The organism is Rubrivirga sp. SAORIC476 (assembly GCF_002283555.1).
In the GTDB taxonomy this organism is placed as follows: Bacteria; Bacteroidota; Rhodothermia; order Rhodothermales; family Rubricoccaceae; genus Rubrivirga.
Genome location: NZ_MVOI01000011.1, coordinates 99358 through 123235, shown reverse-complemented (window position 1 = coordinate 123235; position 23878 = coordinate 99358). Strand labels below are relative to the sequence as shown.

The 23878-nt window shown below is 71.8% G+C and carries 21 protein-coding genes; 15 read left to right on the top strand and 6 right to left on the bottom strand.

Features of this window, described 5'->3' with window-relative positions; all coding sequences use genetic code 11:
• Nucleotides 1–45: 45 nt before the first annotated feature.
• The 12 genes from B1759_RS17005 to B1759_RS20500 all read left to right on the top strand — a co-directional run bounded on the left by B1759_RS17005 (nucleotide 46) and on the right by B1759_RS20500 (nucleotide 12667).
• The gene (locus B1759_RS17005) at nucleotides 46–477 is read left to right on the top strand and encodes a hypothetical protein (RefSeq protein WP_143537457.1); all 432 of its coding nucleotides are present in this window, start codon (nucleotides 46–48) and stop codon (nucleotides 475–477) included.
• Between the two features lie 108 nt (nucleotides 478–585).
• Complete coding sequence (locus B1759_RS17000; RefSeq protein WP_095516278.1) at nucleotides 586–1572, top strand: SDR family NAD(P)-dependent oxidoreductase; 987 nt, start codon at nucleotides 586–588, stop codon at nucleotides 1570–1572.
• Between the two features lie 72 nt (nucleotides 1573–1644).
• Nucleotides 1645–2445 carry an isoprenyl transferase gene (locus B1759_RS16995; RefSeq protein ID WP_095516277.1) on the top strand — a complete coding sequence of 267 codons (801 nt, stop codon included), beginning with the start codon at nucleotides 1645–1647 and terminating at the stop codon, nucleotides 2443–2445.
• A gap of 176 nt (nucleotides 2446–2621) precedes the next feature.
• The gene (gene bamA, locus B1759_RS16990; RefSeq protein WP_143537456.1) at nucleotides 2622–5093 is read left to right on the top strand and encodes an outer membrane protein assembly factor BamA; all 2472 of its coding nucleotides are present in this window, start codon (nucleotides 2622–2624) and stop codon (nucleotides 5091–5093) included.
• A gap of 85 nt (nucleotides 5094–5178) precedes the next feature.
• Nucleotides 5179–5727: an OmpH family outer membrane protein gene (locus B1759_RS16985; RefSeq protein WP_233134437.1), complete on the top strand. Its 549-nt coding sequence runs from the start codon at nucleotides 5179–5181 to the stop codon at nucleotides 5725–5727.
• Between the two features lie 14 nt (nucleotides 5728–5741).
• Nucleotides 5742–6347, top strand: coding sequence for an OmpH family outer membrane protein (locus B1759_RS16980; RefSeq protein WP_095516274.1), 606 nt, complete (start codon nucleotides 5742–5744; stop codon nucleotides 6345–6347).
• 121 nt (nucleotides 6348–6468) lie between these two features.
• On the top strand, nucleotides 6469–7305 hold the full coding sequence (panB, locus tag B1759_RS16975; RefSeq protein WP_095516273.1) for a 3-methyl-2-oxobutanoate hydroxymethyltransferase: 837 nt from the start codon (nucleotides 6469–6471) through the stop codon (nucleotides 7303–7305).
• A 102-nt stretch (nucleotides 7306–7407) separates the two neighbouring features.
• On the top strand, nucleotides 7408–8229 hold the full coding sequence (gene surE / locus B1759_RS16970; RefSeq protein ID WP_095516272.1) for a 5'/3'-nucleotidase SurE: 822 nt from the start codon (nucleotides 7408–7410) through the stop codon (nucleotides 8227–8229).
• Between the two features lies 1 nt (nucleotide 8230).
• On the top strand, nucleotides 8231–8689 hold the full coding sequence (gene bcp / locus B1759_RS16965) for a thioredoxin-dependent thiol peroxidase (RefSeq protein WP_095516307.1): 459 nt from the start codon (nucleotides 8231–8233) through the stop codon (nucleotides 8687–8689).
• Nucleotides 8690–8701: 12 nt separating this feature from the next.
• Nucleotides 8702–10435 carry a GAF domain-containing protein gene (locus B1759_RS16960; RefSeq protein ID WP_095516271.1) on the top strand — a complete coding sequence of 578 codons (1734 nt, stop codon included), beginning with the start codon at nucleotides 8702–8704 and terminating at the stop codon, nucleotides 10433–10435.
• 10 nt (nucleotides 10436–10445) lie between these two features.
• Nucleotides 10446–11207 (top strand): triose-phosphate isomerase, encoded by a 762-nt coding sequence (tpiA, locus tag B1759_RS16955; RefSeq protein ID WP_095516270.1) that lies wholly within the window; start codon nucleotides 10446–10448, stop codon nucleotides 11205–11207.
• Between the two features lie 62 nt (nucleotides 11208–11269).
• Nucleotides 11270–12667 (top strand): GWxTD domain-containing protein, encoded by a 1398-nt coding sequence (locus tag B1759_RS20500; protein WP_095516269.1) that lies wholly within the window; start codon nucleotides 11270–11272, stop codon nucleotides 12665–12667.
• Nucleotides 12668–12673: 6 nt separating this feature from the next.
• On the opposite strand, the gene B1759_RS16945 is transcribed toward B1759_RS20500, so the two are convergent.
• The 6 genes from B1759_RS16945 to B1759_RS16920 form a co-directional block, all read right to left on the bottom strand.
• Nucleotides 12674–12982, bottom strand: a complete 309-nt coding sequence (locus B1759_RS16945) for an FmdB family transcriptional regulator (protein WP_095516268.1) — start codon at nucleotides 12980–12982, stop codon at nucleotides 12674–12676.
• 48 nt (nucleotides 12983–13030) lie between these two features.
• Nucleotides 13031–15766, bottom strand: coding sequence for a serine hydrolase (locus tag B1759_RS16940; RefSeq protein ID WP_095516267.1), 2736 nt, complete (start codon nucleotides 15764–15766; stop codon nucleotides 13031–13033).
• Nucleotides 15767–15880: 114 nt separating this feature from the next.
• The gene (locus B1759_RS16935; protein WP_095516266.1) at nucleotides 15881–16645 is read right to left on the bottom strand and encodes an SDR family NAD(P)-dependent oxidoreductase; all 765 of its coding nucleotides are present in this window, start codon (nucleotides 16643–16645) and stop codon (nucleotides 15881–15883) included.
• Nucleotides 16642–17196: a fasciclin domain-containing protein gene (locus B1759_RS16930; protein ID WP_095516265.1), complete on the bottom strand. Its 555-nt coding sequence runs from the start codon at nucleotides 17194–17196 to the stop codon at nucleotides 16642–16644. The genes B1759_RS16935 and B1759_RS16930 overlap by 4 nt, the downstream gene beginning before the upstream one ends.
• A 3-nt stretch (nucleotides 17197–17199) precedes the next feature.
• Complete coding sequence (locus B1759_RS16925) at nucleotides 17200–17787, bottom strand: nucleoside triphosphate pyrophosphatase (RefSeq protein ID WP_095516264.1); 588 nt, start codon at nucleotides 17785–17787, stop codon at nucleotides 17200–17202.
• A 32-nt stretch (nucleotides 17788–17819) separates the two neighbouring features.
• A complete protein-coding gene (locus B1759_RS16920) occupies nucleotides 17820–19451 on the bottom strand; it encodes an apolipoprotein N-acyltransferase (protein WP_095516263.1) in 1632 nt (543 codons plus the stop codon).
• 169 nt (nucleotides 19452–19620) lie between these two features.
• Here B1759_RS16920 and B1759_RS16915 point away from each other — a divergent pair, with 169 nt between their 5' ends.
• From B1759_RS16915 to B1759_RS16905, 3 genes are all read left to right on the top strand, one after another.
• Nucleotides 19621–20655, top strand: coding sequence for a ParA family protein (locus B1759_RS16915; RefSeq protein WP_095516262.1), 1035 nt, complete (start codon nucleotides 19621–19623; stop codon nucleotides 20653–20655).
• Nucleotides 20656–20757: 102 nt separating this feature from the next.
• Complete coding sequence (locus B1759_RS16910) at nucleotides 20758–22266, top strand: sodium-dependent transporter (protein WP_095516261.1); 1509 nt, start codon at nucleotides 20758–20760, stop codon at nucleotides 22264–22266.
• Nucleotides 22263–23855 (top strand): M14 family metallopeptidase, encoded by a 1593-nt coding sequence (locus B1759_RS16905; RefSeq protein WP_158225326.1) that lies wholly within the window; start codon nucleotides 22263–22265, stop codon nucleotides 23853–23855. Before B1759_RS16910 ends, B1759_RS16905 begins: the two co-directional genes overlap by 4 nt.
• Nucleotides 23856–23878 lie beyond the last annotated feature (23 nt).

The window sequence follows — 23878 nt, the reverse complement described above, 5'->3', positions numbered from 1 at the left end:
CCTCCGCAGACGCCTGCGGCAGCTGATGCGGCCGTGGAGGACTCCATGTCTCGCGCAGCGTCCTCTCCACGGTCAGCAGCTCCGGCGGCCTCCCCCGGGCCGGACCCTGCGCCGCCCCCGTCGCCCGACGTCGCCCCGCCGACGGACGTGGTGCTGGCGGGGGAGGGGCTGGTGGTCACGGTCGGCACCGAGTCCCTCCGCCTCGGGGCCGATGCGGTGCGGGCCGTGGAGCGGATCGAGGACGCCTATATGGGGCCGACGCTGGCGGTGGTGCTGACGGACGCGGCGGCGGAGCGGTTCGCGGAGATGACGGGGGCGAACGTGGGCAAGCAGGTCGTGGTGACGCTGGACGGCGGCGTGCTGATCGCGCTGACGGTGCAGGGGCGCATCACGGACGGCCAGCTCCCGGTGCCGGTGGGGCCGGGCGGGCCGGAGGACCGGGAGCGGCGCGTACGGGAGGCGGTGGTCGTGCGCTAGGCGCCCGTTCCTTCGCGGCGCGTGTGGGGCAGTGGTTTTGCTCCATCTTGTGGGTCCGCGCGTCTCGAAGTCGTTCGAGATGAACAGCTTGCAACGCTCTGGAGTCTCATGCCCGACGCCCTCGTCACCGGAGCCAGCGGCTTTCTCGGCGGGGCGCTGGCCCGCGGGTTGGTCGAGCGAGGCGCAACCGTACGCGTTCTGGCGCGGCCCACGAGCGACCTCCGCCGCCTCAGTGACGCAGAGGTCGAGGTCGTGACCGGGGACCTGGGCGACGAGGCGAGCCTGGCGCGGGCACTGGACGGCGTCGAGGTGCTGTACCACTGCGCCGGTCGGGTGACCGACTGGGCGCCCTGGAAAGAGTTCTTCGAGGCGAACGTGGCCGGCGTGGAGCGCCTGCTGCGGGCGGCGGAGCGCACCCCATCGCTGCAGCGCGTCCTGCACGTCAGCTCCACCGACGTGTTCGGGTACCCCCGCGTCGTGCCCGAGGCGCCTGAGCCCGACGAGGCGACTCGCATTCCGTACCCGCGCTCGAAGGCGCTCGGCGAACGCGTGGTGCAGGCGTTCGTGGGGCGGAGCGGCATGCCGACGACCATCGTGCGTCCTGCTTCGATCTACGGCCCCGGGTCGGTGACGCTGGTACGCGACGTCGTCCAGGCGCTTCGGGCGGGGGACATGGTCCACATCCGGCAAGGACGGGCACCTGCCGGGCTGCTCTACATCGACCACGCCGTGGAGGCCATCGTCGAGGCGGCGACGCGTCCGGCGGCGGTGGGGAGGGCCTACACCCTCCGCGACGAGGCGCCGACGACGTGGCGGACCTACATGGAGGCGCTGGCTGAGGGGGTCGGGGTGCCCGCCCCGCGCTTGTCGTTGCCGGAGCCGGTCGCGCTCGGCGCCGGGTGGGCGATGGAGCAGGCGCACCGGCTGCTGCGTCGGCCGGAGCGGCCCTTGCTGACGCGCCACGCGGTGCTGCTCCTGAGTCGCCCCCAGGACTTTCCCATCGCCCCCGCGAAGGCCGATCTGGGGTTCCGAACGCGGGTGACGTTTGAGCAGGGCATCCGGCGCTCGCTGGAGTGGGTGCGGGCGACGCCGTGAGCCGCGAGCGATGAGCCGAGGATTCGCAGGGTCTCACGCGAGGCCCCGCCGTCACCTGACTACCTTCGGGCCATGCCGTCCAAGACCCTCGATACGCCCGTGCGCCTCTCCGGCGTCGACCAGAGCGCGGCCGACCTGCAGGCGCAGGCCGACCTGAAGGCGCGCGGGCCGATCCCGGCGCACATCGCGTGCATCATGGACGGCAACGGGCGCTGGGCCAACGAAAAGGGCAAGCCGCGCGTGATCGGGCACCGCGAGGGCGTCGTGTCGGTGCGCGACATCACCGAGGCGTGCGCGCAGATCGGCGTCGAGCACCTGACGCTCTACACGTTCTCGACCGAGAACTGGCACCGACCCGCGGCCGAGGTGACGGCGCTGATGGAACTGCTGGTGCGGACGATCCGCAAGGAGGCGGACAAGCTGCACCGCAACGGCATCCGCCTGCACGCCATCGGCGACCTCGGGCGGCTCCCGGCGCGGGGCCAGCGCGAACTCAAGGAGGCGCTCGACCTGACGGCGGGCAACACGCGGATGACGCTGACCCTCGCGCTCAGCTACGGCTCCCGGTGGGAGATCACCGAGGCGGTCCGCGCCATCGCCGAGGCGGCCAGGGCGGGCACGCTGGACCCGGCCGACATCACCGAGGAGAGCGTTTCGGAGGCCCTCCTGACGCGCGGCCTGCCCGACCCCGACCTGCTGGTCCGCACGGCGGGGGAGATGCGGCTGAGCAATTTCCTGCTCTGGCAGGTGGCCTACACCGAGCTGTACGTCACCGAGAAGTACTGGCCCGCCTTCCGCCGTGAGGCGCTGTACGACGCCATCCGGAGCTACCAGGGCCGCGACCGGCGCTTCGGACGTGTCGCCGACGCGTAGGGGAAGACCCCGCGCCCTCATCGCCGACTTGCAATAAGCAATCCGGGGTGCCGTTCGGGCTGACACACGGTGAGTCCTCTCGTTTTCGCCGTCTCTGCGCCCGCCCCTCGGGGTCGGCTCCGTACCCTCTGACGCTCCATCCGGCTCTGCCGGTCCGCCTCGCCGCTGTGCTCCGCATGCTCCGATCGCTCGCACCCCTGCGCGCCCTCGCCGTCCTCCTCCTCGCTGCCGCCCCTGCGCTCGCGCAGACGCCCGCGCCGCAGGCCACGACCTACGAGGTCCTGTCGGTCACCGTGGAGGGCGCCCTCAACACGGAAAGCGAGGCGCTCGTCCGGTCCATCAGCGGCATCCGGCCGGGCACGCGGGTCGTGCTCCCGTGGGACCCGTCGTTCGGCGAGGCCGTCCGCCTGCTGTATTCGCGGGGCGGATACTCCGACGCCCAGATCGAGGCGACCGAGGTGGCCGGTGACGGCGTCTTCCTGACGATCCGCGTGGTCGAGCAGCCGCGCCTGGCGTCGTTCTCCATCGAGGGCCTCCGCTCGTCGAGTGTGGACGACCTGACGCCCCAGATCCCGCTGCTGCGTGGCCGGGCGGTGCGGCAGTCGGACATCGAGCGCGGCGCGCTGACCATCGAGGGCTACCTCCGCGAGCAGGGCTACCGCACGCCGACGGTGGCCTCCAGCCAGACGACGGACCCCGACGGCCGCGTGGTCGTGTCGTACGTCGTCGAGCGCGGCGAGCGCCAGTCGGTCACCGACGTGCGGTTCGTGGGCAACGAGGTGTTCTCGGAGAGCACGCTCCGGAGGCGCCTCAAGAACACGCCCGAGCGCCGCTGGTGGCGCTTCTGGAAGCGCGAGACGTTCGACCAGGAGGGCTTCGACGAGGACCTCGCGAGCCTCGTCCGGTTCTACAACGATCGCGGCTACTACGGCGCCCGTGTTGTCCGCGACTCCGTGTTCACGGAAGTCAACGAGGATGGCGAGGAGGACCTCGTGGTCGAGGTGACGGTGGACGAGGGCCCCAAGTACCACATCCGGAACGTCGTCTTCGAGGGCAACACGATCTATACCGACGCCCAGCTGGAGTTCGCCCTGGGGCTGTCGCCTGGCGACGCCTACGATCGGTCGCGCATCGAGACGAACCTGTATTACTCGGCCGACCACACGGACATCACGAGCCTGTACCAGGACCGCGGGTACTACGAGTTCTACATCGCCCCGGAGATCACCGAGGCGCCGGGCGACTCGCTCGACCTGTCGTTCGAGATCACCGAGGGCGAGGTCTACGAGTTCGGCGACATCCGCATCGCGGGCAACACGCGCACCAAGGAGCACGTCATCCGCCGCGAGCTGCGGACGGTGCCGGGCCAGCCGTTCAGCCGCCAGGCGATCGAGCGGAGCGTGCGCGAGCTGGCGACGCTCAACTACTTCGACCCGGCCAGCTTCGGCTCCGGGCCGGCGGTGAACGTGAACCAGGAGACCAAGACGGTCGACCTCGTCTACAACCTCGCCGAGACCTCGTCGGACCAGCTGGAGCTGTCGGGCGGCTACGGCGGCAGCAGCATCGGCCTGATCCTGTCGGCGGGCGTGACGTTCTCCAACTTCTCGGTCCAGAACCTCGTCCGCGGCTTCGAGGGCGGCATGCCGACCGGCGACGGGCAGCAGCTGTCGCTCCAGGTCCAGACGTACGGCACGCGGGCGCAGATCTACTCGCTCTCGTTCACCGAGCCGTGGTTCCGCGGTCGGGCGACGCCGGTCGGCTTCTCGCTGTCCTACCGCCGCCAGCAGTTCAGCACGTCGAGCCTGTCGACGGGGCTCTACTCGACGGCCGCCGCGCAGATCTTCTACCGTCAGCGCCTCAAGTGGCCCGACGACTTCTTTACGACGGGCACCAACCTCGGCTACCGCCTCTACGACGTGGAGGGGCTCAACAGCCCGGTGCTGCCCGAGGGCCTCAGCCAGGAGCTGACCGTCACCCAGTCGATCTCGCGCAACGCGCTCGACAACCCGACCTTCCCGCAGAGCGGCTCCCAGGTCGGCCTGTCGCTGACGGTCGCCCCGCCCATCGGCGACTTCATCCAGTACCACAAGTGGGACCTGAACTCGGCGTTCTACACGCCGGTGGTCGGCCGCCTGACGGCCAGCGTGCGGACCCGCTTCGGCTACATCGGCTCGCTCACCGGTGAGGACGTCCGATTCCAGCGCTACCTGATCGGCGGCACGCCGCTGGAGGCGAGCGGCACGTCCAGCATCTCGCGCGGCTTCGGGCGGGACCTCGTGTTCCTGCGCGGCTACCCGCTGGAGGCCATCGGCCCCCGCCTGAACGGCCAGTCGGTCGGCGGACGGATCCTGAACAAGTACGAGGCCGAGCTGGGCATCCTGCTGTTCCAGACGCCACAGCTGTCGCTCGCGCCCTACCTCTTCGTCGACGCGGCGAACACGTACAACGGGTTCGAGGACTACGACCCGGCGCGGCTATACCGGGCCGCGGGCGTCGGCTCTCGGATCTTCCTCCCGATCCTGGGTCTGGTGGACATCAACATGGGCTATCAGATCGACGAGTTCACGCCGTTGAGCACGTCCGCCAGCGACATCCAGGATGCCCAGCCGCACTGGCGCTTCCAGTTCTCGCTCGGTGGGCGACAGTAACCGCCTCGGGGCAGTAGCGGCCGGAGTGCCTTTGTGGCGTCCGGTCCGCTGGCTACCCTTCGCCGGTTCCACCGACTCCATCTCCATGATGCGCCTGCTCTCCCTCGTCCTCGTCGCCGCCGTCCTCGTCCCGGCCGCCGCCGCCCAGCAGAAGCTCGGCTTCGTCGACTCGTCGGTGATTCTCGCCCAGATGCCTGAGTTTCAGACTGCCCAGCAGGAGCTGGAGCGCCTGACGCAGCAGTGGCAGAGCGAGGTGACCGCGCTCTCGACCGAGGCGGACGAGATGGCCGACCAGTACGCCGCCCGCGAGATCCTCTACACCGACGAGGAGCGCGTGGCCCAGCAGGAGCTGATCGCGGCCAAGCGGACCGAGCGCGACGCGCTCCGCAATCGCTACTTCGGCCCGCAGGGCGAGCTGTTCCGCGAGCAGCAGACGCGCCTCCGGCCTGCGCAGGAGCGGCTCCTCGCCGCCATCGAGGTCGTCGCCACGGACGGCGAGTACGACTTTGTGTTCGACCGCGCGGGCGACTACCTCTTCCTCTTCACCCGGCCCCGCCACAACCTGACCGAGCTCGTCCTCGAGGAGCTCGGGATCGGCCTCGGGGCGGCCGGCCTTTCCGGCACCAGCCGCTAACTCGCAGACTCACCATGACCCTTCGACCCTTCCTCCTCGTCGCCCTCGTCGCCGTGCTCGTGCCGGCGGCCTTCGCCCAGCCGATGAAGGTTGGCTTCGTGGACACGGACCAGATCGTGATCCGCATGCCCGCGTTCGCGACCGTCCAGCAGCAGCTCCAGCAGCAGCAGGTGGCCGTCAGCCAGCGTGTCCGCGTCGTGCAGGACTCGCTCCGCGGCGTGTTCAACACGCAGCTGGAGGAGTACCAGACGTTCGACCAGAGCCCGCTCGCGACGGACGCCGCGCGCCAGGAGCGCCAGCAGGAGCTGCTCGCGCTGCAGAATGACATCGAGCAGGCGGAGGTACAGGGCCTCCAGTACCTCAGCTACGCCGAGGCACGCCTCCTGCAGCCGGTCCTCAACCAGATCGACGAGGCCATCCAGGCTGAGGCCGAGGCGGGCAGCTACGACCTCGTGCTGCCGACCGTCGCCAACAACGCGCCGGTCTTCCTGTACCGCAGCGACCGCATCGAGGACCTGACGGTGGCCATCATGACGCGTCTGGGCATCGACCCGAACACGCCGCCGCTGGGTCAGCAGCAGCAGCAGGGAGCCCCAGTCGCGCCCGGCGCGGGCCAGTAGTCCCGCCTCGGTTCGCCAGTGGGCGTCGCCTCGTGAGGGGCGGCGCCCTTTTTCGTGCCGGAGCGCGCCGACCGGCAGCGCCCGGAGGCAAGCGTATTCTTCGAGGCCGTCCCCGATCCCCATGAGCACCGAGACCGTCCGCCCGACCACCGCCGCCCACGTCAAGCGCGTCACCACCCAGACGCTCCAGGCGATGCGCGACGAGGGGACGCCCATCGCGATGCTGACGGCGTACGACTACACCTCGGCGCGCCTGCTCGACGAGGCGGGGGTCGACGTGCTCCTCGTCGGCGACTCGGCGTCGAACGTGATGGCAGGCCACGAGACGACGCTGCCGATCACGCTGGACCAGATGATCTACCACGCCCAGTGCGTGGTGCGCGGCGTTCAGCGTGCGCTCGTGGTCGTGGACCTGCCGTTCGGGGCCTACCAGGGGTCGAGTCGGGAGGCGTTGCGCTCGGCGATCCGGGTGATGAAGGAGACCGGCGCACACGCCGTCAAGCTGGAGGGCGGCGCGGGCGTGCTCAGTTCGGTGCGCCGCATCCTGGGCGCCGGCATCCCGGTCATGGGGCACCTCGGCCTGACCCCTCAGAGCATCTACAAGTTCGGGACGTACAAGGTGCGCGCCCGCGACGCCGACGAGGCGGACCAGACGCGCACCGACCTGCGCAAGCTGGCCGAGGCGGGCGTGTTCGGCGTCGTCCTCGAGAAGATCCCCGCCGGGCTGGCCGCCGACCTGACGGCGAGCGTCGACATCCCGACCATCGGGATCGGGGCAGGCGTCGGGTGCAGCGGGCAGGTGCTCGTGACGCACGACCTGCTGGGCCTGACCAAAGACTTCAACCCGCGCTTCGTCCGGCACTACGCCGACCTCGGGACGACGGTGACCGAGTCCGTCGGGCGCTACGTCGCGGACGTGCGGGCGCGGGCGTTCCCGGGCGAGGAGGAGAGCTACTAAGTGCGGGTTCAACGGATCGGAAAGTTCCGGGCAACTCGGTGACTCCGGCTCCTCCCGGTGCCGCGCGGTCGCATCTTGCCCTCCTCACCCCCACCCTCGCCTGTGACCCGTCCCGACCCTCTCGACGCCCCGGCCGACCTCCCGCTGATCCTCGTCTGCAACGACGACGGCATCGACGCGGCGGGCATCGCGGCGCTGGCGGCGGCCATGGACGGCCTCGGGACGGTCGCCGTGGTGGCGCCGTTCGCCGAGCAGAGCGCCGTCGGCCACTCGATCACCATCCGGGACCCGATGCGGGTGCACCCGGTCGTGTTCGACGGGCCGAGCGGCCCGGTCTGGGCGCGCGCCGTGACGGGCACCCCGGCCGACTGCATCAAGATCGGCGTCCAGAAGCTGCTGCCTCGCGTGCCCGACCTCGTGGTGTCGGGCGTCAACCACGGCCCCAACACCGCCGTCAACGTGATGTACTCCGGGACGGTGAGCGCGGCCACCGAGGGGACCATCCTCGGCATCCCGTCGCTGGCCATCTCGCACGACGCCTGGGTGCCGACCGACTTCGAGGCCGCCGGCGCCGTCGCGCGGTCGCTCGCCGAGCGCGTCCTCGCCGACGGCCTCCCGCCGGGCGTGTTGCTCAACGTCAACGTGCCCGACCGTCCGCTGGCCGACCTCGCGGGGGTGCGCACCACGCGGCAGGCACGGTCGCGCTGGGAGGAGGAGTTCGAGGAGCGTCTCGACCCGACGCAGCGGCCCTACTACTGGCTCGGCGGCCGGTTCATCGACCTCGACGAGGGCGACGACACCGACCTGGCCGCCATCCGCGACGGCTACGTCTCGGTGACGCCGCTCCAACTCGACCTCACGGCCCACGACCATCTCGCGGCCATTCGCTCCCTCACCGACTCGATCTCGACCGTCCATGGCTGACATGCCCGCCCCCGGAGACCTCGCCCCTGCCTTCGAAGGCATCGACCAGACCGGCGCGACCGTCCGGCTGGCCGACTTCGCGGGGAAGCCGCTCGCGCTCTACTTCTACCCGAAGGACGACACGCCGGGCTGCACCAAGCAGGCGTGCAACCTCCGCGACCACACAGGCGACCTCACCGAGGCGGGCGTAGCGGTCGTCGGCGTCTCGGCCGATCCGGTCGAGAGCCACGAGCGGTTCGCGGCCAAGTACGACCTCCTGTTCCCGCTCCTCGCGGACCCCGAGCACGAGATCCTGGAGGCCTACGGCGCGTGGGGGGAGAAGAACCTGTACGGCAGGAAGTCCATGGGGACGAAGCGGACGACCTTCTTGATCGGAGCCGACGGCCGCGTGATCCACGTGTTCAAGCGACCCAAGACTGACCGCCACGCGGAGGAGATTCTCGCCAAACTGCCCGCCTGACGCTCTCTTCCGATGGACCTGCGCCCCTCGCTCGACCCTGCGCCGACCGACCGCCACGAGGTGGTCCGGGAGGGCGTGCCCTCACCCATGCCGGCGGACCTCTACAAGACCGTGTTCGAGGCGTCGTTCGGTCTCAGCCTCGTCGCCGACGGCGAGGGGCGAATCCGGGCTCTGAGCGATGCCGCGGCCGACCTGTTTCCCTCCCGCCGCGTCGCCCTCGGCTCGCAGGTGCAGGAGGCGCCGTGGTGGGCAGAGCCGGATCGAGTGGCAGAGAGCGTCCGTCTGGCGCGAGGCGGGCTCCTCGACCGATTCCTGGCGCCCATTCGCCGCGACGGCGTCGAGAGCACCCTCCTCGTGGATGTGCAGTCGGTCGACGGCCCCGACGGAGAGCTCTGGTTCTTGCTGGAGGCCCGCGACGTGACCACGTTGCTGGCGTCGGAGGCGCACCTTCAGGACGCGCACATGGCGCTGGACCGGGAGCGCGCCCAACTCCGCGCCGTCCTCGACGCCACCCCCGACGCCATCGCCTCGGTGGACGCCGAGGGGAGGGTCCTGGTCGTCAACCAGTCGGCCCGCGACCTCGGCCTCGACGCCGACGAGGCGCTCTTTCTCGGCGAGCCCGTTCTGGAGCGGGGCACCTGGGGAGCACACTGGCAGCGCGCGCTGTCCGGTGAGACCGTGCGCACCCGCGTGCGCCGCGCCGCCTCGGACCTGCGGCCGGCCGAGTGGCTCGACCTCGCCTTCGCCCCGGTCCGCGTGGGGGGCGACGTCCGCGGTGCCGTCGTGGCCGTCGTGGATGTCACCTCGCGCATCCATGCCGAGGAGATCGAAGGGGCCGTCGAGGCGGGGCTGGTCGGCACCTTCGTGCTGGACGCTCACGGTCACCTCGTCCGCTCCACCGCCGTCCTCCGCGCGCTGTTCGGGCGGCCAGGGGCCAAGTCCGTCGAGGATCTCGCCGACGCCCTCATCGACCCCGAGGTCGCCAGGGCAGCCTTCCGCGATGTGCTGGCCGCGCCAGGACGAACCCTCGACCTGCGGGCGCGGCTGGCCGACAACCCGGCGAGCCTCTGGGTTCGGGGCACCTCCATCCCCGGTGAGGAAGGGACGCGCCTCGTGGGCGTCGCCTACGACACGACCCCGATCCAGGACGCCGACGCCGCCGAGCGGTGGGCCGACCTGGTGGACGCCGGGGGCTGGGGCGGGCAGGGCGCTTCGGCTGAGACGGTGGACGTCGGCGTGCTGGCCGCCCCCCCCGACCCTGCCGCCCTCGCCGCGCGCCTCGACGCGCTCCGCCGGACGGGCCTTCTGGGCGCCGAGCCCTCGGAGTCGTTCGAGGCGCTGACCCGGCTCGTCTCCGCGTCCTTGGGCGTACCGGTGTCCCTCGTCTCGCTCGTCGACGAGGACCGCCAGGTGTTCGCCGGCCGGACGGGGACAGACCTGACGGAGACGCCGCTCAGCCACTCCTTCTGCCAGCACGTCGCCAACGAACGGCGGCCGATGGTGGTGGACGACGCGCGGACGTCACCGCGGGTCTCCGACAATCCGGCCGTCGAGGCCATGGACGTGATCGCGTACCTCGGCGTCCCCGTGGCCGCACCCGACGGTCACGTCATCGGCGCCCTCTGCGCCATCGACCACTCGCCCCATGCCTGGACCGAGGACGAGCTCCGGCTCCTCTCGTCCCTCGCCGAAGCGGTGACCGCCGAGGTGGCGGCTCACCAGGCAGACCCTTCTTCTGACTCTTGACCCCGAACCGATGCTCGTCGCTGGAAACTGGAAAATGAACCTCAGCCACGCGGATGCCGTGGGCCTCGCCGCCGACGTCGTGGCGGCCGTCGCCGCCGACGCGGACGACGTGGGCGTGGCCGTGTGCCCACCTGCCATCTGGCTGGATGCCGTCGCCGAGCGGCTCCGCGACAGCGAGGTGCGGCTCGGCGCTCAGAACGTCCACCCGGCCGCGTCGGGTGCGTTCACGGGCGAGGTCGCCGCGTCGATGCTGGACGATCTCGGGGTCGAGTACGTCATCGTGGGCCACTCCGAGCGGCGGCAGCTGTTCGGAGAGACGAGCGCGTTCGTGGCCGAGAAGGTGCGCGCCGCGCAGGCCGCCCGTCTGGCCCCGATCCTGTGCGTCGGCGAGACGCTGGAGGAGCGCGAATCCGGCGACGCCGAGGCGATCGTGCTCGCCCAACTCGCCGACTCGCTCGCCGAGGTGGAGTCGGCCGACCTCGTGGTCGCCTACGAGCCCGTCTGGGCCATCGGCACCGGGCGCACCGCTTCCCCGGAGCAGGCGCAGGCCATGCACGCGGCCATCCGCGGGGCGCTGGCTGCGCGCTTCGAGGAGGGGGAGGACATCGAGATCCTCTACGGCGGCAGCGTCAAGCCCGACAACGCGGCGGAGCTGTTCGCGCAGCCCGACCTCGACGGTGCTCTCGTCGGTGGTGCGAGCCTGGACGCGGCCTCTTTCGCCGCCATCGTCGCGGCGGCACGCGCGTCCATGGACGCCGACGACGCGTGCTGAGACGCCGGGCCGGGCGTCCCCGACACAGCGCTTGGCCCCGCTGTCGCAGACCGGGACGACAGGTGGCCCCGCCGCGGTCCCGCCTGCGCGCGCTCGTCCTGGTCGGCGTGGCGCTGATGGGGGTCGGGTGCAGCGGATCGGTGCCCCCTGAGGCGCGGATCGACGCCAACGCGGCGGCCTACCGGGCCGGTGAGCCAGTGTTCGTCCTCGACGCCGTCGCCAGCGTCCGGGACGATGCATCGGGCGTGGACGTGCGCCTCGGGCTTCCGCCGTCCTCGCTGGTGTTCCGCCCGGCCGAGGACGGCCTCGTCGCGGCGGCCGAGTGGGTGGTGACCGTTGAGCAGGAGGGAGGCGCCCCGCGCACGCGCTCGGTCCGCGACTCCCTCCGGGTCGGGGCTGGCGAGGCGGCGAGGTCTGTGACGCCGACGTGGCGGGCCGAGCGGTTCGACGTGCCGCCGGGTCGCTACCTCGTCCGGGCCGTTCTGGAGGACCTCGGAAGCGGACGAACGGCGGAGCGCCAGCTTCAGGTCGTCGTCGCGGTCCCGTCGGAAGCACCGGCTCTGGGCGGTCTCCGCCTCGAAGGGGAGCAGCCTTCGGGAGAGGTCGCCCCGGTGGATGTGTCCGCGGTGCCGGCGCGCCTCGATTCGCTCCGCGCCGTCGCACAGGCCACCGGACTCCCCGACGAGGCGGTGACGGTCCTCACGGTCCTCCGCCTGACCGCCGACGACGCGCCGGCCCGACCCATGGACGACTTCGTGCCGCTGGAGGGCAGCCTCGCCGCTCGCGGCGTAGACGCGTCGCGCGTCGACACGGTCCAGACGGTCCGCCAGACCCTCCTCAACCCGGCGGACGCCGTCGATGTGGAGGCCCCGGTGCCGCCGCTCGACCCCGGCGTGTACCGGGCGGAGATCCGGGTGGAAGCCCCCGGCGGCGAGAGTCTCGACGCCTCGGAGCGGCTGTTCGTCGTGCGCCGCCGCGACTATCCCCAGGTGACCCGCCTCGGCGACCTGATCGGGCCTCTGACGTACCTCGCCAGGCCGGGGGAGTTCGATGCCATCACCGAGGCCGAGAGCCCGGCCGCGCAGCGGCGTGCCTTCGACCGGTTCTGGGGTGAGCGCCTCGACGACCGTCGCCTCGCGGCGGCGACCGTCCGCGCGTACTACGAGCGGGTCGAGGAGGCCAACCGGCTCTTCGCGACCTACAAGGAGGGGTGGAAGACGGACCAGGGCATGCTCTACGTCCTCCTCGGCCCGCCCGGCTTCGTGGAGGCGACCCCGACCGGCGAGCGCTGGAGCTACGCCCTCGGCGGCGGTGGCCCGTCGCTGTTCGTCTTCGAGCGGACCGCCGGGCGGCCGTTCGAGAGCGCCTCGTTCTCCGTCCTCACCTTCCAGCGCAGCCGTGCCTACGCCGACCTGCTCCGCCACGTCCAGCGGCAGTGGCGATCCGGCGTGGTGCCGTAGCCCGGCCTACTCGCTCGCCGACGAGCTGCTGCTGGTCGACGCCTTGGGCGCGCTGTCCGCCTTCTTCGGCGCGGGCTTGGCAGAGGAGGTCTCGCTCTTCGGCGCCGCCTCGCCCGACTCGCTCGCCGAGCCGCTCTTCTTGACGTAGTCGGTGATGTAGAAGCCGTCGCCCTTGAACTGCAGGCCGGCGCCGCCGGAGATGACGCGGGTGACGGGGACACCCGTCTCGGGGTCCTCGGTGAGGGCCGGAGCGGAGATGCTCTGGAAGGCCTCGAAGGTGGTGCCGTCGGGGCGGCGGTAGACGTAGGTGGGCATAGACGAGGGGAGGAGGCGGAGCCGCGCTCCGAACGGCGGTCGGGTCCGCTAGCGAACGGCGACGCCGGGCAAGTCCGTGGGGACGGGGCCGAAGCCCCAGGCGCGGGCGGGCTCGCGAGGTGGGGTCTGGATGGCACCCGCTACCGCGTCGGCGAGCGCCGGGCGCACCTCGCGGATCCGGGTGTTGCGTCGCGACGGGTGGACGCGGTTGGTGAGAAGCACGACGAACAACTCCTGGTCGGGGTCGACCCAGATGGAGGTGCCCGTGAAGCCGGTGTGGCCAAAGGAGCGTGGCCCGAAGGCGCTCCCCGCCGACGTGTCGCCGTAGTTCACCATCCACCCGAGGCCGGTCGGGTAGGTGCTTCGGAGGCGGACGCGCTCGGTGAACCGCTCCAGGGTCGTCCGGCGGAAGATGCGCGTGCCGTTGGCCTGCCCGCCGTTGGCGAGCATGAAGCCGAAGCGGGCCATGTCGGCGGCGGTCGAGAACAGCCCCGCGTGGCCCGCCTCGCCCCCGAACACCGACGCGGCCTCGTCGTGGACCTCGCCCTGCAGCGTCCGTCCTCGCCACGTGGCATCGGTCTCGGTCGGCGCGGCCTCGGGGTCACGCACGCCCACGCCCCGGAAGCCAGTCGCGGTCATGCCGAGCGGCTCGAAGATCTCATCGTCGAACAGGTCGCCGAGCGGCTCGCGGGTGATGGTGGTCATCATCTCCCCGAGCACGATCATGTCGAAGTCGCTGTATCGCGACCGCGTGCCCGGGGGATAGCGGAGGGTGTCGGCGTAGATGAAGTCCAGCGCCTCCTCACGCGAGGCGATGTCGTGGGCGTGGAACGGGTACCACGGGCGCTGTCCCGCCGAGTGGGAGAGCAACTGGCGGGTGGTGACGTACTCCTTGCCCATCGTCCGGAAGCGAGGCAGGGTCTCGACCACCTCGGCGTCGAGGTCGAGGCGGCCATCCTCGACCATCCGCATGGCGGTGGCCGTCGTCCCGACCACCTTGGTGAGGGAAGCGAGGTCGTACGGCGTATCCGGCGTGACGCGTGCGCCGCCTGCGGTGAGGCGGCCGTAGCCCTGGAGCGCCAGCAGCACGCCCGAGCGTCCGACGGCGATGGCGCCGCCTGGGAAGGCGCCAGACGAGACGGCCCGCTGCATCACGTCGTCGATGCGCGCGGCGGCTCCGGCGGCGATGCCCGCCTCTTCGGGACTGCCGGGCCGAAGGACCTGCTGCGCGAGGCGGACGCCGTCGCCGGTTGCCGCGAGGCCTGCGACCGGACGGGTCAGGCGACCGGACACCGGGATCTGTCCCGCGATGGCCTGCGCGGCGGCGGTCTGGGCCATCTCCGACGTGCCGTTCGCGACGAGCAGCGCGTCGGGGCGGCGCATGCCCGCGGCCAGCGCGCCATCGTCGAAGGCGACCATCACCGTCGGGAGGCGGGTCGGGAGCGAGCCGAGGACGGCCTGGTGGCGGGCGGCCAGTCGTCCGTCGGCGTCGGGGAAGGCGGCGATCACCACCACGTCCGCGTCGCGGGTGGCGTCCAGGGCCTCCCGGTAGTGCGCCTCGTCCTTCCCCAGCCCGAGGCGGGCGTAGCTGGCCGACGAGCCCGGCCCCAGCCCCGTCGCGAGCGTGTTCACGAACGGCAGTGCGCGCTCGACGGATGCGCCGGGGTCGAGCACGACCGTGAACACCCGCCGCGGGCGCGGGCCGACCAGCGGCAGCGGGCCCTCTTCGGTCTGGACGACGGCCACGCTCGCGCGAGCGATCTCGGCGGTGAGGAGCTGGGTGCGGTGCAGGAGCGAGGCCGAAGGCGCTCGGAGGGGGTCGATCCGCAGACTCCGGGTGGAGCCGTCGCCCCCTCCGCGCGGCTCGGGAGTCACCAGTTCAAGACCGCTCCACGCCTTGGCAGCGAGGATGCGCCGCGATGCTTCCCGGACGCGCTCGGCCGCGAGCCGGCCCGTTCGCAGCGCGTGGGACAGCGAATCATAGGCCGCGGAGGGGGTCGAAGAGACGACGAGGTCGGCGCCGTCGCGCAGGGCCGCGACCGCCCCGGCGGCGCTCCGGCCGAGATCGGCCACGACGAGCCCACGGTACGACCCACGCTGGGTGACTTGGCCCACCAGGGCCGCGCCAGACGGGGTGGACGCGTCCACGTGGACCTCCATCAGGCCCGCCTCGGCGAGCGTGTCGAACGCGTCGAGGTCCGCCGCGGCGGCCAGCGTCACCGCGGGGAGGGTCTGGCCCTCCCGGAGACCCCGCACCAGCGCCTGCTCGACGGGCCGTTCTGAAGTCTCGTCGGCCCCGAGGCGGAGGCCGGAGCCGGGCGTCTGGATGCCCAGGTCGCGGGCGCTCTCGGCGCGGGCGCGGCCCGTCATGAAGGCGAGGTCGGGGCGAGCGGCAGCGGCGAGCCCGACCGTGCTGGCCGTCAGGGGGCCGTCCAGCGCCACCTGCTCTGCCTGCGTCGCGAGGGAAAGGGGAAGAGGGGCGCGGGCCTGCCAGTCCCGGAGGCGCGCCAGGTGTGCGTCGACGCGGCGCGGGGAGACGACGATCCGCCCGACGCGGCCTTCCGCGATGGCACGGTCAAGGCCGGTCGCGTCGTCCGGGGCGCCGACCACCTGGCCGATCAGCACGTCGAGCGCGAGCGAGTCGGCGAGGACCTCGGCTGAGGCCTCGGAGGGCCCCCACGGGGCCAGGGCGGGCGCGGGGGCCGGGACGGGGACGGACGAAGCGGACCAGATCGCAGCTGCGGCCAGTCCGACAGCCGTCACGATCTTGACGATCAGGGACATAGAGAAGCGAGGGCCGGGGGGACGCGCCATCGCCCAAAAGGTAGCGTCTGAACAGGCGCCGATGCCGCGTGCTCCCAACGCACGCGCGGTGCGTGACCGTGCCCCGCCGTGAGGTTATCGCGGCCGGACCGTCGCGAAGCCGCCGTCGACGGAGAGCGTCTGGCCGGTCACCCAGGCGCTCCGCGCTGAGTCCAGGAGGAAGGCGAGCGCGTCGGTCAGGTCCTCGGGCTCGCCGATGCGACCGAGTGGGTGCATCGCAGCGGACGCCTCAACGGCTTGCTCGGTCGCCACGAGGCGGCCCGCCAGCGGTGTCCGCACGAGGCCAGGGGCGACGGCGTTGACGCGGATCCCTCGGGGCGCGTAGGTCGCTGCCGCCGCGCGCACGAGCCCCTCGATGCCGGCCTTGGCCGCCGCGACGGCCTCGTGGTTCGGGAGCCCGTAGCGGCCCGCGACGCTCGACATCAGGACGATGGAGCCGCCCTCCTGCACCTTGTTGGCCTGCATGGCCTTGGCGGCCGCGCGAACGACGTAGAACGCCGTCTTCAGGTTGAGCGTCAGCGTGTCGTCGAACTCGGCAGGGGAGGTGGCATGGGCGGGCTTCAGGAGGATGGAGCCGACCAGGTTGATCGCGCCGTCGATGCGGCCGTGGGCCTCCATCGCGGCACCCATCAGCCCGGAGACGGCATCGGCATCGGTGGCGTCCAGGGTGAAGGCGCGGGCGCCGGTCTCCCCAGCGAGGGCCCCGAGGCGGTCGCCGTCGCGGGCGCCCAGCACCAGGCGGGCGCCGTCGGCGGCGAGGCGGCGGGCGAGCGGCGCCCCGATGCCGCCTGTGCCGCCCACCAGCACGTAGACGGGGCTGTCGGTCGAAGCGTCGGTCATGGGATCAGGACGGTGTCGATGAGGTGAACCACGCCGTTGTCAGCGTCCAGGTCGGCGTCGGTGATGCGGGCCGTGGTACCTCCGGACTGGACTGCGAGTCCGTCGCCCGCCTCGGCGAACGTCAACTCCGACCCGCCGACGGTCTCGATGGCGAGGTCGGGGAAGACGTCGAACGAGAGCATGCGCGTCGCCACGACGTGTCCGAGGAGCGCGGCTCGGGCCGCCTCGGGGTCGGCGTCGAGGGCCGCGAGGGCCTCCTCGCCCAGCGCGGCGAAGGCGGCGTCGGAGGGGGCGAAGAGCGTGTACGTCGTAGAGGTGTCCGCGAGCGTCTCAGTCAGGCCGGTGGCGACGAGCAGGCGATGGAGCGTCTGCAACTGCGGGTTGGCCGAGGCGACGTCCGCGACCGACTGGCGGCCGGAGGTAACGGGAGGGGCTTCCGTGGCCGAGGAGTCCGCCCGAGCGGGGTCCGACGGGGCCGGGTCGGAGCAGCCGACGACGGCGAGCGCGAGGAGAAGAACGGTGAGGCGGCCCGTGAGCAGGATCGGCGGCATGCGTCAGGAGAGCGAGACGAGGTCGGGGACGAAGGCACGCAGGGTGGCGTAGAGGCGCCGGAGCGGCAACCCGACCACGTTGAAGTAGTCGCCCTCGATGCGGTCTACGAAGACGGCCCCCAGATCGTCCTGGATCCCGTACGAGCCCGCCTTGTCCATCGGAGACCCCGTGGCGACGTAGGCGGCGATCTCGGCGGGGGAGAGGGGCGCGAACGTCACGCGCGTCGTCTCGAAGGCCGTCGTCTGCCGATCCCCGAGGCGAAGCGCCAGTCCGGTGGCCACCTCGTGGGTCTGGCCGCTCAGTCGGGACAGCGTCGCGGTCGCCTCGTCGGCGTCGGCGGGCTTGCCCAGGATCTCGCCCTCGTACACCACGACCGTGTCGGCCGCCAGGATGAGGGCCTCGGCGGCGTCGGTGGCGTGCGCCTTGCGGAGGGCCACCGACGCCGCAGCGGGGCCGGGCGCGAGGGCCTCGGGCCACGTCTCGTCCGCGTCGCTGGGGCGGACCTCGAACGTCAGCCCGAGGCGGGCCAGGAGGTCGCGGCGGCGCGGCGATGCCGAGGCGAGCACGAGGGGGACGGAGAGAGCGAGCATGGGCGCGGGGGGACGCCCGAAGATCGCTCGCGCTACACCATCGAGGGGCGGCGCACCATCCGCTTCGCCTGGATCCGCTTCGTCCCGACGAGCTCCGGGGCGAAGATGCTCAGGCCGATCGCTGCGATGTTGAACAGCAGCGCGAAGCCGAACGCCCAGCGGCCGATCCAGTCGCCGTGGCGGACGTAGAACGTCTGGCCGCGGTAGGTCGGGACCTGCACCGAGCGCGTCTCGCTGTCTCGCCACCCGGCGATCTCGTCGATCTCGCCGGTCGGGCTGATCAGCGCGGAGATGCCGCCGACGGTCGAGATGACGACGGAGCGCCGCGACTCGATGGCGCGGAGTCGCGTGAACTGGAGGTGCTGGTAGAGCCCCGCCGAGCGTCCCCAGAGGTCGTTGCGCGAGAGGACCACGATGAGGTCCGCCCCGTCGCGAGTGAACTGCCGGATGTGGTTGCCGAAGACGGACTCGAAGCCCACCGCCGTCGCGATGTCCGCACCGTCGGCGTGGAACAGCACCCGGTCGGTGCCCTGGGCGGCCTTGCGATCCGCGAACGGGACCGACCGCATCTGGTCGTAGCGGACGATCTCCTCGCCGGGCTGGAACAGCACCGCCGAGTTGGCCAGCTCGCCGGGACGCGGCGGGCGGTAGCTGCGCTCCAGGCCCTTGGGTGCGGTCTCGGCACCGGCCAGCAGCATGATGCCCCGCTGGGAGGTCCACCGCTGGAGTCGGTCGTAGAGCTGCGCCTCACCCTCGTTGGTGCCCATGAACGGGAGCGACGTCTGGGGCCAGATCAGGAGATGGATCTCCGAGGGGTTCTCTGCCACGGCTCGTCCGTTGGTCGTCGAGTCCGGCGCCGAGGAGCCCCGGGCTGAGGCCTGGAGGAGGTCGTCGGACTGTGACGCGAGGTCGTCGATCTTGACTGTGGGCGACTGGCGGTCCCAGTCCATCGGGGAGACGCCGGGCTGCACGATGCCGACGCGCGTGAAGGCCGCCGGCACGTCGGCCTGCGCGGTCCGGATGCCGCCGTACGCGACGGGAATCGCGACGAGCGCCGTAAAGATGGCCATCGACACGCCCCGTTCGCCGTAGCGATCGCCGGGCTTGTCGGACCGGGGTAGCGCGAGGAAGGCGGTGAAGTTGAGGAGCAGCACCCAGAGGCTCAGCAGCAGCACGCCGCCGATGTCGGCCATCTGAATGAACTCCACGGCGTCGGCCTGCGTGTAGCCGAGCACCAGCCACGGGATGGAGACGCCCAGGGCGAGCGTCACAAACTCGGCCGCGAGGATGTTGAGCGCGAGGGCGAACAGCCCGGCGATCAGGCCCAGGCGCTCGCGCACGACGCCGGAGATGGCGAAGGCCACCACGAGGGGGATCGGCACGAGGAACAGCGTGATCCCGCCCAGGGCGGCCGTCGACGCGCTCGGGTTGAAGAGGAGCCAGAAGCCGACGCAGCAACTCGTGGTCAGCAGGAGCGCGTACAGCTCGCGGACGTAGTCCAGCGAGGGGCGGCGGAGGGCCCAGCGCGCGATCAGCGGAACCAGACCCACCCAGGCGAGAGGGTATACGCCGAGCGGCGGCAGGCTGAGCGCGATCAGCAGCGCCCCCGAGAGCGACCAGCCAAACGAGCTGAAGGGGGGGTGCTGAGGCTTGTTAGAGACCATCGAACCGGGGTGGGGGCTGGTTGGGTATCGGGCGAATGCGTGGTGCCTTAACCAGTGCTCGTGAGAGCCCCTCCCATACACCTCGGGGCATCCCCCAGCCGGCCCGGCGCCGTCGGTCGCCACTTCCCGAACACCGGTCTATCTTGGCGCCTCGCTCGCCACGGCTCATGTGCCTGTTCTGACAGTCTGCAATCACAAGGGGGGGACCGGGAAGACCACCACCTCGATCCACCTGGCCGCCGCGCTGGGGCGGCAGGGGAAGCGCGTCCTCGTGGTCGACCTCGACCCGCAGGGCTTTCTGACCCGCATGCTGGGAGCGCCGGAGCCCCCGCCGGAGCACTCCGCGCTGGGCCTCTTGGACGGCGAGGCGGACCTCCGGTCGTTCCCCGTCCACTCCGTGAGCGGCTTCGATCTGATCGGGTCCTCGATGGCGCTCACGCGCTCGCTGCGCCGCCTGACGCGCCCGACCGACGTGCTGTGGCTCCGTGAGACGGTGCGAGCCGGTCACGACTACGACCTGCTCCTGCTCGACACGGCGGCGGCCCTGTCGGTCTACACCATGAACGCGCTCGTCGCGTCCGACCACGTGGTGATCCCGGTCACGCCGGAATACCAGCCGGTGGTGGGCGCCGAGCAGACGTGGCAGACGGCGGGCCTCGTGCAGGACAAGCTCAACCCGCGTCTCGCGCCGCCGCGCTTCCTCCTCACGCAGGTCGACGCGCGCCTCAACCGGCACGCGCGCTACGCCGAGTACCTCCGGGCCAAGTACGGCGACGCCGTCCTCTCGACCGCCATCCGGACCTCCTCGTCGCTCGCCGTCGCCAGCCGCGACGGGCGGACGGTGTTCGACTCGCGCCACACGACCCGCGGGGCGGTCGACTACACGGCGGCAGCCGAGGAGATCTCCGGGTACGTGTTCGGGTCGGGCGACGGGCAGGTCGCCTCGGCGCCCTCCCTGTCGGCACCCGAGGCGGCGACGCCGGTCCCGGTCGAGTCCCGCTCGCAGGCGGCGGCTCCCGCCGAGCCGGTGGCCGGTGCGACGCCTGTGCACGCGGCGACGGAGGCCGCAGACCCGACCGCGATCCCGGCGGCGCTCTTCGCTCGCCCGATGCTCCCCTCGAATGAGGCGGCGGCCGACACCCCGCCTTCGTCATCCGGTGAGGCGCCGTCGTCCGGCGGATGGACGAGTTTGGACCAACTCTAGCCCTCCCTGACGGGACCGAGCGCAGGCGGAGATCCGCGACGGGGCCCAGGCTGCGACGGCTCCCAGACCCCGACCATTCCGCCCGCTGACCTCCGATCCCGCATGGCTTCTCCGACCGCCGACGCCTCCTCGTCCGCCCGCTTCACGTCCCGCTGGGGCCTCATCCTGAGCGTGCTCGGCATCGCCGTCGGCACAGGCAACATCTGGCGCTTCCCGCGGATCGCGGCGTCGAACGCGGGGGACGGCGGGGCCGGGGCGTTCCTGGTCGCGTGGCTGGTCTTCCTGCTGGTGTGGAGCATCCCGCTCATCATCGCCGAGTACGCGCTCGGGCAGCGCGGGCGGATGGGAGTCGTGGGCACGTTCGCGAAGCTGGCCGGGCCGAAGGTGGCGTGGCTGGGGGCGTTCGTGGCGTTCGTGGCGGCGGCCATCATGTGCTACTACAGCGTGGTGGCGGGCTGGTGCGCCTACTTCATGGCCACCTCGCTGGCCTCGGGGCTGCCCGTGACGAGCGAGTCCTCACTCGCGGCATGGCAGGCGTTCCAGGCGTCGCCCTGGCCGATCGTGCTGCACGCCGCGATGATGGGGCTGGGCGTGCTGGCCGTCCGCGGCGGCGTGGGCACCATCGAGAAGGCCAACAAGATCCTGGTGCCGACGTTGCTCGCCATCGTGGTGGTGGCCGTGGTCCGAGCGGTGACGCTGCCGGGCGCAGGTGCGGGCATCGCCTACCTGTTCACGCCCGACTGGGGCACGCTCGCGGCGCCCTCGACGTGGCTGGAGGCGCTCACGCAGAACGCCTGGGACACGGGCGCGGGCTGGGGCCTGATCCTGACCTACGCCGCCTATATGCGCAAGGAGGACGGCGTCGTCCGCAACGCGGTGCTGACGGGCGTCGGCAACAACGTGGTATCGCTGCTGGCAGGCATCATGATCTTCGGCATCGCCTTCGCCGTGCTGGGGCCACAGATGAGCCAGCCGGAGGTGCTGGACGTGATGCGGACCAGCGGCGAGCGCGGCACGGGCCTCACGTTCATCTGGATGCCCGCGCTGTTCGCGGAGATGCCGCTGGGGGCCCCGCTCGCGGTACTGTTCTTCCTCGCGCTCACCTTCGCTGCGCTCTCCAGCCTGATCTCGATGATCGAACTGTCCACCCGCGTGGTGGTCGACCTGGGGGCACCGCGCACCAAGGCGGTCGTCGGCGTCGGCGTCGTGGCGTTCCTGGTGGGCGTGCCGAGCGCGCTGTCGGACCGCTTCTTCGGCAACCAGGACTTCGTCTGGGGCGTCGCGCTGATGCTGTCGGGCGCGTTCATCGCGTACGCCGTGATCCGCTACGGGGCCGATCGGCTCCGGGAGGAGATCGCGACCGAGACCGACTGGGCGCTGCCGCGCCTCTGGAGCGCCTGGATGAAGGTGGCGATCCCGTTCCAGGCCGTCGTGCTGCTGGGCTGGTGGCTGTATCTCGCCACGACGACCGACTTCACGAGCCGCTGGTGGGACCCGCTGGAGCCGTACAGCGCCATGTCGTGCCTCGTGCAGTGGGGCCTCGCGCTCGGCGCGTTCTTCGCCCTCAACTCGTGGATGGTCCGCCGTCTCGTCCCCTCCGACCCCTCGTGACCCGACTCGTCCTCCCACTGTTGGCAGCCGTCGCGGCGGGCTGCGCCTCCGTCGCCCCGCCCGCCTCGGTGTCCGCGTCGCCCGGCCTGGTGACACCCGCCGAGGCGTGCGACTACAGCTGCACAGCCACCTACGACCAGGTGCGCGAGGTGCTGGCGCTCGTCGCGGCCGACAGCGACCTCCGCCTCGGTACGTTCGGGCGGACGGTCGAGGGGCGCGACCTCCCGCTCGTCGTCTGGGGCGCCGAGGCGGCCACGGCCGAGGCCGTCCGCGCGACGGGCAAGACGCGCGTGCTCGTCTTCGCCACCATCCACGCGGGCGAGACTGACGGCAAGGACGCCATGCTCGAACTGCTCCGCGACGTGTCCGCTGGCGCGCACGCAGCGTGGCCCGACTCGCTGGTCCTGATGGTCGCGCCCATCTACAACGCGGACGGCAACGAGCGTGTCGGCTACGACAACCGTCCGTACCAACTCGGTCCGGTGGAGGGGATGGGACAGCGTCCCAACGCCGACGGCCTCGACCTGAATCGCGACTTTATGAAGCTCGCCTCGCCCGAGGCGCGTGCGCTGGTCGGTCTGATCCGCGACGCGGACCCGCACGTGGTGGTCGACCTTCACACGACCAACGGGACGTTCATGGGCTATCACCTGACGTATGCGCCCGGCCTCTCGCCCAACACGCCCGCGGGGCTCGACGCCGACCTGTGGGATCGCTGGCTGCCGTCGATCTCGGACGCGATCCTGGCATCCGACGACTTCGCGACGTACCACTACGGCAACGTGCCGGGCGCGTTCGGGGAGGAGACGACCGCGCCGCGGGGCTGGTACTCGTACAGCCCCCAGCCCCGCTATTCCTCCAACTACGTCGGCGTGCGGGGGCGCTACGGGATCCTGTCGGAGTCGTACAGCTATGCGTCCTACGGCGAGCGCGTGGCCGTGTCGCGGCGGTTCGTGGAGGAGATCGTGGACCGGGTCTGGGCGGAGGCGACCCACGTCCGCCAGCGGGTGGCCGAGGCGGACGCGGAGCGAGTGATGGGGCAGACGGTCGCCGTCCGCGCGACCTGGGAGGCGCTGCCGGAGCCGGTCGAGATCCTGCTCGGCGCCGTCGACACGCTCGCGCACCCTGTCACCGGATCGCCGATGTACCAGCGCCGCGACGTGCGCACGCCCGAGACAATGCCCGCCTACGTTCGCTTCGCGCCGTCGGAAACCGTCACGGCGCCGACGGCCTACCTGGTTTCGAGCGAGGTCGCCGACACGGTCGCGCCGCTGCTCGACGGGCACGGCATCCAGTACCGACCGGGTCGTTTTCCCGAAGCGGGGGCGCAGCGCTTCCGAGTCGACAGTGTCCGCACGGCCGCGCGCGCGTTCCAGGACGTGCGGATGCAAGAGGTGTTCGGGACCTGGGAGGAGGCCCCCGCCGGCGTGTCCGGGGCGGGCCTGATCGTCCCGGTGGACCAGCAACTGGGGCGCCTCGTGGTGATGCTTCTGGAGCCCCGCTCCGACGACGGCCTCGTCGCGTGGGGGGTGCTGGCCGGCGCGCTCGCCGAGGACCGTGTGCCCATCCAGCGAATCCCGGCTCGCTAACGGCACTTCCTGTCGCGACGGCG